The following is a 16,763-nucleotide window of genomic DNA, read 5'->3' as shown; positions in this document are numbered from 1 at the left end:
CGAGCCGATTTGTCTACCCGAGCCGAATCGAGCCCCCGGGGTGCAGTTGCGCCACCTGTCCACGGCATTCGACCTCGATCGACGGCTGATTGCCCGGCGCGGCGCTCACCTCGACACTACGACCGTCGACGGTCAACCAGAGGCGATTACCTCGATAGAAGATCGGGAACTGCAAGGTGCCCAGGCTCGAGGGCCAGTCGGGAGAGAACACCAGTCGGTCGCCGCGCACCTCGAGTCCGGAGAAGCACCGCTGCATCAGATCCACGCTGCCCGCCATCGCGGCGAGATGGATACCCTCCGCGGTGGTCCCGCCCTGGATGTCGGCGACGTCCGATGCGAGCACTCGGTCGAAGAACTCCATCGCGCGATCTCGGCTGCCACGGGCCAGGACCCAGGAATGGACGACGCCGCTCAGTGTCGAGCCGTGCGAGGTTCGTTCGATGTAGTAGTCGATGGTGCGGGGGATGGCGTCTGCAGGGAAGGTGTATCCGAGCCGCTGGAGCAACTCCCGGAGTTCGTCGGCCGACAGCAGGTAGAAGAGCATGAGCACATCCGCCTGTTTCGATGCACGGTACCGATTCACGTCGTCGCCCTCGGCCTCGAGAATGCGGTCCAGCCGCTGAATGTTGCCGTACCGCCGGCGGTACCCGCTCCAATCCAGTTCCGCGAGGTCGCCGTACCCCTCGAATTGGCTGATCACCCCGTCGTGGAACGGGACGAACATACGGCGGCTGACGTCTTCCCAGCGAATGATCTCCTGGGTCGGCAAACCCAGAGCCTGAGTGAGATCCGAGCGGATCTGCCGCGGGATCACCTCGAGGGTGTCGATGACCCGCAGCAGCACCCACACCGCCATGACGTTGGTGTACGCGTTGTTGTCGATGCCGTCGAAGGGGGCTTCCGGGTAGCCGGCGTGGAACTCGTCGGGGCCGATGACACCGCGGATGACGTAGCGGCCGCGACTCTCGTCCAGGTCGGCGAGTCCGGCGTAGAACCGTGCGATCTCGATCAGCATCTCGGCGCCGAATTCGATCAGGAACTCGAGGTCACCTGTGACCTGGTAGTACTGCCACACGTTGTAGGCGACCGCGATCCCGGTGTGAAGTTGATGGCGGCTCGGGTCCGGGTTCCATCGCCCGGATATCGGGTTGAGATGCAGCCGGGGGCTCTCCTCACGTCCGTCGCTGCCCGACTGCCACGGGAACATCGCGCCGGTCCGCCCCGCCTCCCGCGCCGCTCGGCGGGCCTCGCGCAGCCGGCGATAGCGGTAGCGCAGGAGCGATTTCGTCAGTGTGGGCAACCGAAGGTTCAAGACCGGGAACACGAACAGCTCGTCCCAGAAGATGTGGCCGCGATACGCCTCTCCGTGCAGTCCCCGTGCCGGCACACCCGCGTCCAGGTCGCCGGTGTTCGGTGACACCGTCTGGAGGATCTGCAGGAGATGGAAGCGGACGATCCGCAGCGCGTGGCCGTGGCCCTCGAGCTCGATACCGAGACTGTCCCACAGCCGCGCCCAGGCCAGGACGTGACCGTCGAGTACCTCCTCGAACCGGCCGAGGCGTGTGAGCCAACGCGCCGACTCGTCGGCCGGTTCCGACACTGCGGGATCGCGGCCCGTGAACAAGGTGACCATCTTCTCCGCAGTGACGGACTCCCCGGCATCGAGGTCGATCGAGATGTCGTGCCCGATCCGGCAGTCCCCTTCGATCAACCGGTACGTGGGGGAGGCCTGCTCGTGATCACGCCGGAGGGTCGTCCGGGCGGCGATTGCCACGGGAATGCGGGAATTGCTGGTGCACACGGAGATCAGCACCGACCCAGCGGCCAGTTCGGTGGCCTGCACCGGCTCGAGGTGCCTGCTCCCGAGCGCACGGTACCGCTCGACCAGAGTGTTCTCGACAGCGCCGTCGACCTCCGAACGGATGTCCAGACGCCCCGACCAGTTCTCGGCCGAGATCGTCGTCTCCAGCGCGCCGACGTGCGGCAGATGCATGGCTACGAATCGGCGTTGAATCAGAGAGGTGATGCGGCCGGCGGCATCGCGTGAGCGCAACCTCCGAACGAAGACCGCGCGACGCAGGTCGAGGTGCTGGCGGTACTCGAGCAGCTCGGTCGTGTCGACGTCGAACCAGGGGCCGCCGTCGATCCTGAACGTGAGCGGGAGCCAGTTGGGCAGATTCACCATGCTCTCGTTGTCGACGGCGGTGCCTGCCATCTCCTCGCGGAGCCGATCGAAGATGCCGGCCGCATACGTGCCGGGATAGTGGATTGCGCCCGCTCGCGCCTCGGGCGCGCACCCGCGGGTGGCGAAGGCGCCGTTGCCGACCGTGCACAGTGCCTCGCGCAGCTTCTCGACGGACGGGTCGTAACCCTCGAAGAACACCGTCCACGGGTCTTCCCGCGGGGGTGCGGTGCGCGGATCGCTGCCCACCAGATCGGCGATTCGTTGGAGCAGTTCGTGTACCTGCGCGGGCCCGTCCACCGCGAATCGCGCCGCCGACCGCCTGTCGCCGTCCTCGGCGTGGCGCACCACGACCCCGAACCCGCTGTCCTCGATCGCGTCGAACGCGTCCTCGTCGGTCAGGTCGTCGCCGACATAGATCGGCAGCACGTCGGACGATGCGCCGACGTGGCCGAGGGCCCACACCAGTGCCCGGCCCTTGTCCCAGTCGACATCCGGACGGATCTCGACGATCTTGCGGCCGCTCGTGGCCCGCAGGCGAGGTTCCTCCGCCACGGCTGCGCGCACCGTCGAGATCACCTCGTCGACCCGCTCGGCGTCCACATTGCGGTAGTGGACCGAGACGGCGAAACGTTTACCTTCCACCAGGACCCCGGGAACCGCGCCCAGGCGTTCGCACAGCGTCGACGTGATCCGGACGAGGTCCGGTTCGGCGTCCGACGCCTCCTGGTTCTCGTAGTGCTGACCGTCCGGTCCAACGAGCTCGAAGCCGTGACTGCCCGCGTACCAGAGGCCGGGCACTCCGACGCGGGCTCGGACGTCCGCCAAATCCCTGCCGCTGATGATCCCGACCGGACAGTGCCGGGCCAGCCGCGCGAGCTCGGACGCCACGCCTTCGACGAGGGTTGCCGCGGTGGGCTGGGCCACGATGTCGGCTATCGTCCCGTCGAAATCGAGGAACACCGCCGGATGTCGCGACCGCAGGAGCGCCGCCGACTGGTGGCGTGAGGTGAGAGCATCGGGAATCCGGGAGAGGGGACGTGTCCCGGAACGAAACCCGATCCGCGCCACGTCGGTCACCACCACGTGGGCACCGGCGCGGCGCAGGAGTTCCTCGTCGCCGGGGCGGGCCACGCCGATCACGAGCGCGAATCCGCCGCGGCGGGCGGCCGCGAGATCCGACGGACCGCCCACCACGACGGCCGTGCGAGCGGGGTCCGCCCCGAGCCGACGTACGGCTTCGTCGAGCGTCCGGGGCTGCGCCTCGGCGGCGAGCATCGTCTCGGCGCCGAAGATGTCGCCGCCGATCGCGTCGAGGATCGCGGTGCGGCGAGGTTCTGCGCAGTACACCGCGATCCGCAGGCCCGCACCGCGGACCCGCCGAGCGAGGTCGACGGCCGCGTCCTGCACCGGGATGCCGCCGCGAGCGATGCGGTCCGCGAACTCCCGATCCAACAGGTTCGCAATGCCCCGTGCCGGTTCGGCGGTGGGCGAACCGGAGGGGGCGCCCTCCGGCAGCGGGACACCGCCACCGGCCAGCCCATCCGTGATCGCGTCGGTCAGCGAGGTGTCCGCGACGATCCGAACGTAGTCGTGTCCGGGCAGGGGCGGGTGGTCCGGAAAGCGCTCGCGGTAGAAGTGGTCCCACACTTCACCACGGAGGTCGGCGGTGCCGACGAAAACACCCTCGAGCGCGAAGGCGACGGCGTCGAGACGCCGGGGATCGATCACCGCGCGGGTCATCGATCCCGTCCCGGAGTCGTCTGCATGGCCGTTCGCCTTCCGCCTGCCGGCCGCTGACCGAACGAAAGACCCGGGCGTCGATACCGCTCACCACGCTGCAGGTTTCGCCGGTGTCCTCAAACTACGCCGGTTCCATCGGCCGAGGGGTTCGACCGATGGAACCGATCGTCACCAGCCGCGTTCGCGCCATTCGCCCAGGTGGGGCCGCTCGGCACCGAGCGTGGAGTCCTTGCCGTGGCCGGGGTAGAAGACGGTCTCGTCGGGGAACCGGGCGAAGAGCTTGCTCTCGACGTCGTCCATGAGCGAGGCGAACCGTTCGGCGTCCGGGGTCTTGCCGACACCGCCGGGAAACAGCGAATCGCCCGTGAACAGATGGACGCGGCCGTTGCCGCCGTTCTCGGTGAGCGCGAGCGTGATGCCGCCCGGCGTGTGCCCGCTCAGATGGATCACCTCGAGCGTGAGATCGCCCACGGTCACGGTGTCGCCTTCCTCCAGGCTGCGGGCCGGAGCCACCGACAGGATCTCGGAGTCGAGCGGGTGTGCAGCGGTAGGCACACCGGTCTTCTCGGCGACCTCGGCGAGCGCGAACCAGTGATCGTGATGCTGATGCGTCGTGACGATCAACTCCAGTTCCGGCGCCTGTGCGTCGAGGAGCTGCAGGATTCGTCCCGCGTCGTTCGCGGCATCGATGAGCAGCGACTTTCCGGTGGCAGAGCACGTGATCAGGTAGGTGTTGTTGTCCATCGGGCCGACGGACATCTTCGTGATCGTGGCGCCCGGGACAGTCCGTCGCTGGGCCGCGGAACTTCCGGACAGGTCGCCGGTGTAGTCGTCGTCGATGCTGATGCTCTGCTGCTCCATGATCGGGAGGCTACCGTCGAATCGCGGCGCCGACGCCTGCTGCCGTCGATCCTCGGGAAACCTGCTGGTCGGCGAGTTTGTCGGTGCCCGCGCCTACCATGGGCTTCGCCCGGACGAGTGTCCGACGACGGCCGTACCGAGAAGGGAATACGTGTGGCGGATCGCCTGATCGTGCAAGGTGCGCGGGAGCACAATCTGCGAGGGATCAATCTCGATCTGCCCCGGGACAGCCTGATCGTCTTCACCGGGCTGTCCGGCTCCGGAAAGTCCAGCCTCGCGTTCGACACCATCTTCGCGGAGGGGCAGCGGCGCTACGTCGAGTCGCTGTCGGCGTACGCGCGGCAGTTCCTCGGCCAGATGGACAAGCCCGACGTCGACTTCATCGAGGGTCTCTCGCCCGCGGTGTCGATCGACCAGAAGTCCACCAACCGCAATCCGCGCTCGACAGTGGGCACCATCACCGAGGTGTACGACTACCTGCGCCTGCTGTATGCGCGTGCGGGCACGGCCCACTGCCCGGTGTGCGGCGAGCAGATCGCACGCCAGACGCCGCAGCAGATCGTCGACCAGGTGCTCGACATGGAGGAGGGAACCAAGTTCCAGGTCCTCGCACCCGTCGTCCGGACACGCAAGGGCGAGTTCGTCGATCTGTTCGAGCAGCTCAACACACAGGGCTACTCGCGCGTGCGCGTGGACGGTGTGATCCACCAGCTCACCGATCCGCCCAAGTTGAAGAAGCAGGAGAAGCACGACATCGAGGTGGTCGTCGACCGTCTCACCGTCAAGGCGAGCGCGAAGCAGCGGCTCACCGACTCCGTCGAGACGGCACTGCGTCTGGCCGACGGGATCGTCGTGCTGGACTTCGTCGATCGCGACGAGGACGCTCCCGACCGGGAGCGGCGGTTCTCCGAGAAGTTGGCGTGCCCCAACGCGCATCCGCTGTCGATCGACGACCTCGAGCCGCGGTCCTTCTCGTTCAACTCTCCGTACGGCGCCTGCCCCGAGTGCACCGGTCTCGGCATCCGGAAGGAGGTCGACCCCGACCTGGTCGTGCCGGACCCCGAACTGAGCCTCGAGGACGGCGCCATCGCCCCGTGGTCGATGGGCCAGAGCTCGGAGTACTTCGGGCGCTTGCTGTCCGGCCTGGGCGACATCATGGGCTTCGACATGGCCACGCCGTGGAACAAGCTGCCTGCCAAGGCGCGCCGCGCGATCCTCGAGGGCAGCACCGAACAGGTCCACGTCCGGTACAAGAACCGCTACGGACGCACCCGCTCCTACTACGCCGAGTTCGAAGGCGTCATGCCGTTCCTGCACCGTCGGCTCGAGCAGACCGAGTCCGAGCAGATGAAGGAGCGCTACGACGGCTACATGCGCGACGTCCCGTGCCCCGCGTGTGACGGCGCCCGCCTGCGGCCCGAGATCCTCTCGGTCACCATCTCCTCCGAGACCTACGGTCAGAAGTCGATCGCGCAGGTCTGTGAGCTCTCGATCGCCGAGTGCTCGGCGTTCCTCAACAGCCTCACGCTGGGCGCCCGCGAGGAAGCGATCGCGGGCCAGGTCCTCAAGGAGGTGCAGGCGCGCCTGGGCTTCCTGCTCGACGTCGGGCTCGAATACCTGTCGTTGGCGCGTGCCGCGGGCACCCTGTCGGGCGGTGAGGCCCAGCGCATCCGGCTCGCCACCCAGATCGGGTCCGGGCTCGTAGGCGTGCTGTACGTGCTCGACGAGCCGTCCATCGGCCTGCACCAGCGCGACAATCGTCGTCTCATCGAGACGCTCACCCGGCTGCGGGACCTCGGCAACACCTTGATCGTCGTCGAGCACGACGAGGACACCATCCGGACCTCGGACTGGGTCGTCGACATCGGCCCCCTCGCGGGTGAGCACGGCGGTCGGGTGGTGCACAGCGGTACGTACAAGGAACTTCTCGACAACACGGAGTCCCTCACGGGCGCGTACCTGTCCGGCCGCAGCGTCATCGAGGTGCCGGCCGAGCGGCGTGCGGTGGACCGCAAGCGGCAGATCACTGTCGTCGGCGCCCGGGAGAACAACCTTGCGGGTATCGACGTCAGCTTCCCGCTCGGCGTCCTCACCTCCGTCACGGGCGTGTCCGGCTCCGGCAAGTCGACATTGGTGAACGACATCCTGGCCACCGTGATGGCGAACAAGCTCAACGGCGCACGGCAGGTGCCGGGTCGGCACACCCGCATCAACGGCCTCGATCAACTCGACAAGCTGGTTCAGGTGGACCAGTCGCCGATCGGGCGGACCCCGCGGTCGAACGCGGCCACCTACACCGGTGTCTTCGACAAGATCCGGACGCTGTTCGCCGCGACCACCGAGGCCAAGGTCCGTGGATATCAGCCGGGACGATTCTCGTTCAACGTCAAGGGCGGTCGCTGCGAGGCGTGCTCCGGTGACGGCACCTTGAAGATCGAGATGAACTTCCTGCCGGACGTCTATGTGCCGTGCGAGGTCTGTCACGGCGCCCGCTACAACCGCGAGACGCTCGAGGTGCACTACAAGGGCAAGACCATCGCCGAGGTGCTCGACATGCCGATCGAGGAGGCCGCCGAGTTCTTCGAGCCGGTCACCTCGATCCACCGGTACCTCAAAACCCTCGTCGAGGTGGGCCTCGGCTACGTCCGGTTGGGCCAGCCGGCGCCCACGCTCTCGGGTGGTGAGGCGCAGCGGGTCAAGCTGGCGGCGGAACTCCAGAAGCGGTCCACCGGGCGCACGGTCTACGTGCTCGACGAGCCCACGACCGGTCTGCACTTCGAGGACATCCGGAAGCTGCTGAAGGTCGTCAACGGTCTCGTCGACAAGGGCAACACCGTGATCGTCATCGAGCACAACCTCGATGTGATCAAGACGTCCGACTGGGTGATCGACATGGGGCCCGAGGGCGGCTCCGGTGGCGGCACCGTGGTGGCCGAGGGAACTCCGGAAGACGTCGCGGCCGTGCCGGGCAGCTACACCGGGCGGTTCCTGGAGGAAGTGCTGTCCGCGCCGCCGGCGACGAACGGAGCAGCGCCCCGGAAGTCCGGAGTGAACAAGGCGTCCGGAGCGACCAAAGCCAAGGCCGCGCCGCGAAAGCGTGCGCGGAAGGCCGCGACGGTCGGCTGACCGAAGCCTGTCGACTCAGAACGAGCGAACGGCGGTGGGAAACCGAGGTTTCCCACCGCCGTCAAGCTGTCAGCGGACCGAATCAGGACGGCTGCTGCTGCTCGGACGAACCGCCGAGCAGCGAGCCCAGCAGTGCGGTGATGTCGAGGTCACCGCTGCTCAGCGCGCTGATGAGGCCCGGAAGAATTTCGCTGATCGATCCCATGTATCTCTCCTTCGAATCGGTCCTTCGGGGGGAAGGTCCAGGTGGGGGTATGCGTGATCTGGATCACTTTCCGATCACGCGACGGTGACGCTACCAACACGGCGGGGCGATTCGGGGCGCTTTTCGCAAACTTGTTTTCCGTCATCGAACGCGGAGTTTGTGCAGGCCAGCGTGGAAGTCGGACATCTGTCCAGAAACTGCCTGGTGGCGGCCCTGTGGGCGCGCGGGACGCGGCGTTCGGCGGCGGAAGCAAAGTTCGGGCGCGCAAGTGGGACTCGGGGTCCTCCGGGCAAAAGAAACGGCGGCGGGGGCTGATCGCCCCCGCCGCCGGAAAGTTCCGGACCTTACTGGCCGCCGCCGCCCTGCTGCTGCTCGGCGGAGCCGGCGAGGAGCTGGGTGAGCAGTGCGGTGATGTCGATGTCACCGTTGGTGATGGCGCCGAGCAAGCCGCTGAAGATGTCGCCGATCGATCCCATTCGTTCTCCTTAGGTCGTCCCCGGGTGAGGACTCTGGTGGGGGAGTTGCGTGATCTGAACCACGCGAAGGGGACGCTACCAATGTGACGAGTGTGGCGCGAGGGGAATCAGTGCATCGGGTTTGCCGGCTTTGCCGCTGATCAGTAGACCGGGCCGGTGTACTTCTCGCCGGGGCCCTTGCCGGGCTCGTCGGGGTGGGCCGATGTCTCACGGAAGGCGCGCTGCAGGGCCTGGAGTCCCTCGCGGATCGGACCGGCGTGCGGACCGAGGTACTCGACGGAGGCGGTGACCAGTCCGGCGAGCGCAGTGATCACGCGGCGCGCTTCGTCCAGATCCAGGTTGGGGCTGGTCTCCGGGTTCTCGTCGGACAGGCCCAGCTTCTCGGCGGCCGAGCTCATCAGCATGACGGCGGCACGGCTGATCACCTCGATGGCGGGAACATCCGCGAGCTCGCGGATGTCGTCGAGGTCGTCCTCGGCGTGCTGAACGGCTTCGGCCGGGTCGGGATTCTGCGTCATGCTCTCAGGATTCCACCCGTGATCGCGCCCGGGGGTGACCGGGTCGGGACGCGGAGCGCGATTCGATTCCCGGCGGGGGAGGTGTTAGGCTGTTCGTCACGACCGCCCTCGGCTTCGGCCAGGGCAGCAAAGTGGAGTCCGACTCCCACCTCTGCGCGGCACCGACGGTGCGGTTCAGTGGTCCGGTCGCCGGACGGCAGCAGTGCCGGACGGCTCCCTCGGGTAATCGAGGGGACGCAAGGTCCGAGGTCTCGGATCCGGCGTCGAACCGGTCGACATCGGGCCCCGCACGACGAAACACTCGTCGACGCGGGGCTTTCTTGTTGGGGTAGAGGGCGCACGGGCTGCGGCGCGGTCAACGGACTGCACCGTACTACCTAGGAGGCCCCATCAGCACCGAGACCCGCATCAACGAGCGCATCCGCGTCCCCGAGGTTCGCCTCATCGGACCGGGTGGTGAGCAGGTTGGGATCGTGCGTGTCGAGGATGCGCTTCGTGTCGCTCTCGAGGCCGACCTCGACCTGGTCGAGGTGGCTCCCGACGCCCGCCCGCCGGTCTGCAAGATCATGGATTACGGCAAGTTCAAGTACGAGACGGCGCAGAAGGCGCGCGAGTCGCGGAAGAACCAGCAGCAGACCGTCATCAAGGAACAGAAGCTTCGGCCGAAGATCGACGATCACGACTACGAGACGAAGAAGCGCAACGTCATCCGCTTCCTCGAAGCGGGATCCAAGGTCAAGGTCACGATCATGTTCCGTGGTCGTGAGCAGTCCCGTCCCGAGCTCGGTTTCCGCCTGCTGCAGCGCCTCGGTGCCGACGTCGCCGATCTCGGCTTCGTGGAAACGTCCGCGAAGCAGGACGGTCGCAACATGACGATGGTGCTGGCGCCGCACAAGGGTGCGAAGACGCGCGCCAAGGCGCAGGAAGAGGTCCAGGCTGCACAGCCGAAGCCCGCTGCCGGTGAGGATGGCACCGCCTCCGCGCCGAGCGCGTAGCCGGCCGACCGGACCACTTCACGAAGACCGAAGTACAGAACACAAGAACTGAGGACTCCATGCCCAAGTCGAAGACCCACAGCGGCACCGCGAAGCGATTCAAGGTGTCCGGTAGCGGAAAGATCCTGCGCCAGAAGGCGGGACGTCGCCACCTGCTCGAGCACAAGAGCTCGCGTGTGACCCGCCGCCTCGACGGCGTCGCCGTCGTCGCCGACGTGGACGCGCCGCGCATCAAGCGCCTGCTCGGCATCTGATTTCTTCCCTTACTCGACCGCACGGGGTGTGTCTGCGCCCCGACAGATTGACAGGATTTTGCAGTGGCACGCGTAAAGAGGGCAGTCAACGCCCAGAAGAAGCGTCGTTCGATTCTCGAGGCCTCGAGCGGCTACCGCGGACAGCGTTCGCGCCTGTACCGCAAGGCCAAGGAGCAGCAGCTCCACTCGCTGACGTACGCCTACCGTGACCGTCGTGCGCGCAAGGGCGACTTCCGCAAGCTGTGGATTGCTCGCATCAATGCTGCGGCCCGCGCCAACGACATCACGTACAACCGCTTCATCCAGGGCCTGAAGGCTGCGGGTGTCGAGGTCGACCGCAAGATCCTCGCCGAGCTGGCGGTCTCCGACGCCGCGGCGTTCGCCGGCCTCGTGGCGGTCGCGAAGGCTGCTCTGCCGGCCGACGTCAACGCTCCGGCCGGAGAAGCGGCCTGAGTCAGCAGTTCCGGAATCGACCCGTGGACCCGTTCACCGAACGGACTCCGCGGGTCGTTTCTGCTGTCAAGCTCCTGCGCGGCGCAGAGCGCAGGAAGACGGGCCGGTTCCTCGTCGAGGGCGAGAACGCGGTCGCCGAGGCGCTGATCGCCGGGCCCGTGCACGAGTTGTTCTTCACCGAGCAGGCCGCCGAGCGCTACCCCCACCTGATCGAGCGGGCCGTTGCCGACGGCGTTCGTGGTTCGCTGGTAACGGACCGGGCGATCCGGGCGCTGAGCGACACCGTGACACCTCCCGGCGTCGTGGCCGTATGCGATCTGCTCGACGTGCCGCTGGCCACCGCGGTGACGTGGCGGACCCGGCTCCTGGCAGTTCCCGTGGCGATCGGTGAGCCGGGCAATGCCGGCACGGTCATCCGGGTTGCCGACGCGGTCGGTGCCGATGCGGCGATCCTCGCCGGTGACAGCGTGGACCCCCACAACGGCAAGTGTGTGCGGTCCTCTGCCGGCAGCCTGTTCCACATCCCGATCGTGCGGGAGCGCAACGTCGACGCCGTGCTCGACGCTCTGACGTCGGCAGGCATCCAGATTCTGGCAACCGCGGCCGACGGCGAGGTCGATCTCGACGAGGCCGACGACCTGTTGGCCCGCCCCACCGCCTGGTTGTTCGGCAACGAGGCCCACGGACTCGACGCCGCGGTGGCGCGGCGAGCCGATCATCGGGTGCGGATCCCGATCCGTGGCCGGGCCGAGAGTCTGAACCTGGCCACGGCGGCGTCGATCTGCCTGTACGCCAGCGCGCGGGTGCAGGGCCGGCAGTCCTGACCGGAGCGTGAACTCGTTCGAATCGTCCTGGGACGATCGCCTAGGATTCGAGTGTTGTGCCTGCGCGCGCTGATATCCATCGATAGACAAGGAGTTGCACCGGTCGTGGCTAAGAATGAGGGCGGCGCCCCGCCGACTGTCGATGCGAATGCGCTCACCGAGGAGTCGCTGAACGCCGCGGCGCTCGCGGCCGAGGAGGCCTTCGCGGCGTCCGCCGATCTCGATGCGCTCGCCAAGGCCAAGATCGAGCACCTCGGAGACAAGGCCCCCATCGCGCTCGCCAAGCGGGGCCTGGGTGCGCTGCCCGGCGACGAGCGGGCCGATGCGGGCAAGCGAGTCAACGTGGCACGCACGCGAGTGACGACGGCGTTCGACGCCCGCCGCGAGGTACTCCTGGCCGAGCGCGACGCGGCTGTGCTGGTCGCCGAGGCGATCGACGTGACGCTGCCGTCGGACCGCCGTCCGGCCGGCGCGCGGCACCCGATCACGATCATCTCCGAGCAGATTGCCGACGTGTTCGTCGCCATGGGCTGGGAGGTGGCCGAGGGGCCCGAGGTGGAGACCGAGCACTTCAACTTCGACGCGCTCAACTTCCTGCCCGACCATCCGGCACGCACGATGCAGGACACGTTCCACATTGCGCCCGAGGGCTCGCGGCAGGTGCTGCGGACCCACACGTCGCCGGTGCAGGTGCGGACCATGCTCTCCCGGGAGATCCCGATCTACGTGGTGTGCCCGGGGCGTACCTTCCGCACCGACGAGCTCGACGCCACGCACACCCCGGTCTTCTCTCAGGTCGAGGGTCTCGCGGTGGACAAGGGTCTGACGATGGCGCACCTGCGTGGCACGCTCGACGCCTTCGCCCGCGCGCTGTTCGGCCCCGAGACGCGGACGCGCATGCGCCCCAACTACTTCCCGTTCACCGAGCCGTCCGCCGAGGTGGACGTGTGGTTCCCGAACAAGAAGGGCGGGGCCGGCTGGGTCGAGTGGGGCGGCTGCGGCATGGTCAACCCGAACGTGCTGCGCGCGAGCGGGATCGACCCCGACGAGTACTCCGGCTTCGCGTTCGGTATGGGCCTCGAGCGGACCCTGCAGTTCCGGAACGGCATCCCCGACATGCGCGACATCGTCGAGGGCGACGTGCGGTTCACGTTGCCCTTCGGTGTCCAGGCCTGATCGCGACGAGAACGAGAGAGCTGAGAAGACGTGCGAGTAGCGCAATCGTGGCTGACCGACATCCTGCAGCGGACCACCCCTGAGTGGCAGGTGAGCCCCGAGGAACTTGACGCGGGGTTCGTCCGGGTGGGGCTCGAGGTCGAGGAGGTCGACACTCTCGAGCCCGTGACCGGGCCGCTGGTGGTGGGCCGGGTGCTCGAGATCGAGGAACTCACCGAGTTCAAGAAGCCGATCCGCTTCTGCAAGGTGGACGTCGGCGCAGACGAACCGCAGGAGATCGTCTGCGGCGCCCGGAATTTCGCTCAAGGCGACCTCGTGATCGCCGCGCTGCCGGGTGCCGTGCTGCCCGGCGGATTCGCGATCGCGTCCCGCAAGACGTACGGCAAGGTGTCGAACGGCATGATGTGCTCGGCGTCCGAGCTGGGTATCGGCAAGGACCATTCCGGCATCCTCGTGCTCGAGCCCGGTACAGCCGAGCCCGGTACCGACGCCAACGTCCTGCTGGGTCTCGACGACACCGTCATCGAGCTCAACATCACGCCCGACCGCGGCTACTGCTTCTCGGTGCGCGGACTGACCCGCGAACTGGCGTGCGGGTTCGACCTCGAGTTCGCCGATCCCGCGGCGATCGCGCCGCTGCCGTCCGACGGCGGCGAGGCGTGGCCGATCACACTCGAGCCGGAGTCCGGGGCCACCCGGTTCACGGCGCGCCGGATCACCGGTATCGACCCGAAGGCCGTCAGCCCGTGGTGGCTGCAGCGTCGTCTGTTGATGTCGGGGGTGCGGCCGATCTCGCCGGCCGTGGACGTCACCAACTACGTGCTGCTCGAGCTCGGGCAGCCGCTGCACGCGTTCGACGCCGCGAAGGTCCAGGGCGGGCTCGTCGTGCGCCGCGCTCAGGCGGGGGAGAAGCTGACCACCCTCGACGGCATCGAGCGGGCACTCGACGCCGAGGACGTGGTGATCGCCGACGACTCGGGCGCGGTATCGCTCGCAGGCGTCATGGGTGGTGCCTCCACCGAGGTCCACGACGGCACCACCGACATCCTGCTCGAGTCCGCCACGTGGGATCCGCTGGCAGTGTTCAAGACGTCGCGTCGGCACAAGCTGATCAGCGAGGCCAGCAAGCGCTACGAGCGCGTCGTCGACCCCGAGGTGGCGCTGCCGGCACTCGACCGTGCCGCCGCGCTGCTCGTCGAGATCGCGGGCGGCACCGTCGAACCGGTCCTCACGGACATCGGTGGCGTGACGCCCGCCGGGCAGATCCGCATGGACATCGACCTGCCGGACCGGGTGGCCGGTGTGGCCTACCCGAACGGTACGGCCGCGCGCCGTCTGACACAGATCGGCTGCACCGTCGAGGTCGGCGTGAGCGAGACCGGGCACGGTCAACTCGTCGTGACGCCGCCGTCGTGGCGTCCGGACCTGACGCAGCCCGCCGATCTGGTCGAGGAGGTGCTGCGCCTCGAAGGTCTCGAGCAGATCCCGTCGGTGCTGCCGCACGCTCCCGCCGGCCGCGGTCTGACGCCGCAGCAGCGCCGTCGCCGCGCGGTGGGCCGAATGCTGGCGGCGTCAGGGTGCGTCGAGGTCCTGCCCCCGGTGTTCCTCCCGCACGCCGTGTTCGACACCTGGGGTCTCGACGCGGACGATCCCCGTCGCAACACCACCAAGGTGCTCAACCCGCTCGAGTCGGATCGTCCCGAGCTGGCCTCGACGCTGCTTCCGGGCATGCTCGAGGTGCTGGCACGCAACGTCGCTCGCGGTCAGCGGGACGTCGCGTTGTACGGCGTCGCTCAGGTCGTCCAACCGGGTCCCGAGACCAAGCCGGTCGAGGCACTGCCGGTCGATCGTCGGCCCACCGACGAGCAGATCGCCGAACTGATGGGGTCGCTGCCCGCGCAGCCGCTGCACGTGGCAGTCGTGTTGGCCGGCCTGCGTGAGCCGTCGGGTCCGTGGGGGCCGGGTCGCGCCGTCGAAGCGGCGGATGCCTTCGCGCTCGTCCGGACCATCGCCGACGCCTGCGGTGTCACCGTGGAACTGCGCGCCGCGCAGTACCTGCCGTGGCATCCGGGTCGCTGCGCGGAGGTCGTGTTCGACGGCACCGTCGTCGGCCACGCCGGTGAGCTGCATCCCGCGGTGCTCGAGCGCGCCGGGTTGCCGGCCCGCACGTGTGCGGTGGAGATCGATCTCGACGCGCTGCCCGTGACCGAAGTGCTTCCGGCCCCGCGGATCTCGCCGTTCCCGGCGGTCCTGCAGGACGTCGCGGTGGTCGTCGACGCCTCGGTGCCCGCGGCTGCGGTCGAGGCGGCGCTGCGCAGCGGCGGCGGCGAACTGCTCGAGGACATCCGTCTGTTCGACGTGTTCGAGGGCGAGCAGGTGGGCGAGGGTCGTAAGTCGCTCGCCTTCGCGCTGCGATTCCGCGGTGCCGATCGCACGCTGACCGAGGACGAGGCCAGCGCGGCCCGAGACGCGGCGGTCGCGTCGGCGGCGGCTGCGGTCGGTGCCGTGCTGCGCGGCTGACATTCGAGTTCGACCGGGGAGGGGCTCCTCTCGGTAGCCTGGACAGTGCTGTCGAGAGGAGCCCTTCATGGTTGACCCGGACGAGACACTCACCCGCCTACAGGGGCTGGACGACGCCGCGTTGTTGGAAGTGGTGCTCGCGGTCACGCACGGCCGGCCGGCCTTGGCTCCGGTGCACGCTGCGGCGGCGATGCTCGCGGCCGCCGGGGGCCACACCTCCGACGTCCCACCGGACCCGTCGCGTCCCGCTGCGCCCCCGGACGTTCCGCCGCCCACGATGATCGGGACGGGTTCGCCGTCGGGGCTCGACTACACCGATGCGGGAGTGCCGACTTTCGACCGGGTGCGTGACCGGATCGAGGAACGCTTCGGTACGGCGATCGGGTCGGAGGAACTCGAACGAGAGAGCCGTACCGGCCGTGACGTCGACGAGCAGTGGCAGGCACGGGAGAAGGCGGGCCGCGACCGGCTCGACGAGATCCGCCGATCGATGAAGGACGGATGACCCGCGCGTCGACCGGGACGGCGGAGTTCTAGGCTCGTCGCACAGGCGCAGCAGAGATGAGGGGGACCTTCGTGTTCAGTCGGTTCGTGGCGATCGGTGACAGCCAGAGCGAGGGACTCAACGACGGGGACGACGCCAGGGGCTACCGGGGCTGGGCGGACCGGTTGGCGGAACGTCTCGCGGAGATCGACCCCGGCGTGCAGTACGCGAACCTCGCGATCCGGGGCCGGCTGGCCCGTCAGGTGCGGGAGGAACAGTTGGCCCCGGCGTTGGCGCTGCAGCCCGACCTGGCGTCCGTCGTCGCGGGTGTGAACGACCTGCTGCGTCCGAAGTTCGAACCCGTCGCCATCGCGGCGGAACTGGAGATCGCGTTCGAGGCGTTGTCCGCGTCGGGCGCCCGGGTGTTGACGATGGCGTTCCCGACGCTCGGTGCGGGCATGCCGGGCGGGCGCGCGATCATGGCCCGGATATCGGCGCTGAACACGGAGATCCGGAAGGCTGCGGCCCGACACGACGTCGCGGTGATCGACCTGGAGCTGTACCCGGTGTCGACGGACCCGCGGCTGTGGAGCTGGGACCGGCTGCACCTCAATGCCGACGGACACGACCGTCTCGCAGCCGCCGCGGCCACCGTGCTGGGGCTCCCCGGCACCGATCTGACCTGGCAGGACAGTCTGGGACCCCTTCCTCCGGTCACCGTGCCGGCGCGCCTGCGCGCGGATGCCGACTGGGCTCTGCGTTTCCTCGGGCCGTGGCTCGGCCGCCGACTGCGCGGAACGTCGTCGGGCGCCGGACGGGTGGCAAAGCGTCCCGAACTCGCACCCGTTCGGCCGTGATGGGCAGCGGGTCCGGGCGCTCGCGGGTGGGATGACCGGGCCGGTTAGCCGTCGCGCTGCGCGCCTGGGCCGGCCGTGCGCCGCCGCCG

General features: G+C 68.5%; 14 protein-coding genes. 9 read left to right on the top strand and 5 right to left on the bottom strand.

The window, feature by feature from the left end:
* Positions 1 to 13: 13 nt before the first annotated feature.
* A complete protein-coding gene (gene otsB / locus PSS76_RS14735; RefSeq protein ID WP_337456294.1) occupies positions 14 to 3,925 on the bottom strand; it encodes a trehalose-phosphatase in 3,912 nt (1,303 codons plus the stop codon).
* Between the two features lie 168 nt (positions 3,926 to 4,093).
* On the bottom strand, positions 4,094 to 4,786 hold the full coding sequence (locus PSS76_RS14730; RefSeq protein WP_081205641.1) for an MBL fold metallo-hydrolase: 693 nt from the start codon (positions 4,784 to 4,786) through the stop codon (positions 4,094 to 4,096).
* A gap of 153 nt (positions 4,787 to 4,939) precedes the next feature.
* Here PSS76_RS14730 and uvrA point away from each other — a divergent pair, with 153 nt between their 5' ends.
* Entirely contained in the window at positions 4,940 to 7,912 is a 2,973-nt protein-coding gene (uvrA, locus tag PSS76_RS14725; protein ID WP_064058768.1) for an excinuclease ABC subunit UvrA, read from the top strand.
* Between the two features lie 82 nt (positions 7,913 to 7,994).
* On the opposite strand, the gene PSS76_RS14720 is transcribed toward uvrA, so the two are convergent.
* The 3 genes from PSS76_RS14720 to PSS76_RS14710 all read right to left on the bottom strand — a co-directional run bounded on the left by PSS76_RS14720 (position 7,995) and on the right by PSS76_RS14710 (position 9,111).
* Positions 7,995 to 8,117 carry a hypothetical protein gene (locus PSS76_RS14720; protein ID WP_005512924.1) on the bottom strand — a complete coding sequence of 41 codons (123 nt, stop codon included), beginning with the start codon at positions 8,115 to 8,117 and terminating at the stop codon, positions 7,995 to 7,997.
* Positions 8,118 to 8,461: 344 nt separating this feature from the next.
* Positions 8,462 to 8,593 (bottom strand): hypothetical protein, encoded by a 132-nt coding sequence (locus PSS76_RS14715; RefSeq protein WP_005512926.1) that lies wholly within the window; start codon positions 8,591 to 8,593, stop codon positions 8,462 to 8,464.
* Positions 8,594 to 8,733: 140 nt separating this feature from the next.
* Positions 8,734 to 9,111 carry a DUF1844 domain-containing protein gene (locus tag PSS76_RS14710; protein ID WP_005512927.1) on the bottom strand — a complete coding sequence of 126 codons (378 nt, stop codon included), beginning with the start codon at positions 9,109 to 9,111 and terminating at the stop codon, positions 8,734 to 8,736.
* A gap of 344 nt (positions 9,112 to 9,455) precedes the next feature.
* Between PSS76_RS14710 and infC the strand changes: the two genes are divergently transcribed.
* The 8 genes from infC to PSS76_RS14670 all read left to right on the top strand — a co-directional run bounded on the left by infC (position 9,456) and on the right by PSS76_RS14670 (position 16,674).
* Positions 9,456 to 10,106, top strand: coding sequence for a translation initiation factor IF-3 (gene infC, locus PSS76_RS14705; protein WP_080559246.1), 651 nt, complete (start codon positions 9,456 to 9,458; stop codon positions 10,104 to 10,106).
* A gap of 59 nt (positions 10,107 to 10,165) precedes the next feature.
* The gene (rpmI, locus tag PSS76_RS14700) at positions 10,166 to 10,360 is read left to right on the top strand and encodes a 50S ribosomal protein L35 (protein ID WP_005512932.1); all 195 of its coding nucleotides are present in this window, start codon (positions 10,166 to 10,168) and stop codon (positions 10,358 to 10,360) included.
* A 63-nt stretch (positions 10,361 to 10,423) separates the two neighbouring features.
* Positions 10,424 to 10,813 carry a 50S ribosomal protein L20 gene (gene rplT / locus PSS76_RS14695; RefSeq protein ID WP_005512933.1) on the top strand — a complete coding sequence of 130 codons (390 nt, stop codon included), beginning with the start codon at positions 10,424 to 10,426 and terminating at the stop codon, positions 10,811 to 10,813.
* A gap of 23 nt (positions 10,814 to 10,836) precedes the next feature.
* Positions 10,837 to 11,637 carry a TrmH family RNA methyltransferase gene (locus PSS76_RS14690; protein WP_337456293.1) on the top strand — a complete coding sequence of 267 codons (801 nt, stop codon included), beginning with the start codon at positions 10,837 to 10,839 and terminating at the stop codon, positions 11,635 to 11,637.
* 105 nt (positions 11,638 to 11,742) lie between these two features.
* The gene (gene pheS, locus PSS76_RS14685) at positions 11,743 to 12,813 is read left to right on the top strand and encodes a phenylalanine--tRNA ligase subunit alpha (protein ID WP_084925075.1); all 1,071 of its coding nucleotides are present in this window, start codon (positions 11,743 to 11,745) and stop codon (positions 12,811 to 12,813) included.
* Between the two features lie 30 nt (positions 12,814 to 12,843).
* Complete coding sequence (gene pheT, locus PSS76_RS14680) at positions 12,844 to 15,333, top strand: phenylalanine--tRNA ligase subunit beta (protein WP_022596157.1); 2,490 nt, start codon at positions 12,844 to 12,846, stop codon at positions 15,331 to 15,333.
* A 67-nt stretch (positions 15,334 to 15,400) separates the two neighbouring features.
* Positions 15,401 to 15,838 (top strand): PspA/IM30 family protein, encoded by a 438-nt coding sequence (locus PSS76_RS14675; protein ID WP_013416146.1) that lies wholly within the window; start codon positions 15,401 to 15,403, stop codon positions 15,836 to 15,838.
* A gap of 71 nt (positions 15,839 to 15,909) precedes the next feature.
* Positions 15,910 to 16,674 carry an SGNH/GDSL hydrolase family protein gene (locus tag PSS76_RS14670; RefSeq protein WP_231814819.1) on the top strand — a complete coding sequence of 255 codons (765 nt, stop codon included), beginning with the start codon at positions 15,910 to 15,912 and terminating at the stop codon, positions 16,672 to 16,674.
* Positions 16,675 to 16,763: the final 89 nt, after the last annotated feature.

Source organism: Prescottella sp. D32, from assembly GCF_037287305.1.
Classification (GTDB): domain Bacteria; phylum Actinomycetota; class Actinomycetes; order Mycobacteriales; family Mycobacteriaceae; genus Prescottella; species Prescottella equi.
This window is presented reverse-complemented; position numbering and strand designations above follow the sequence as displayed.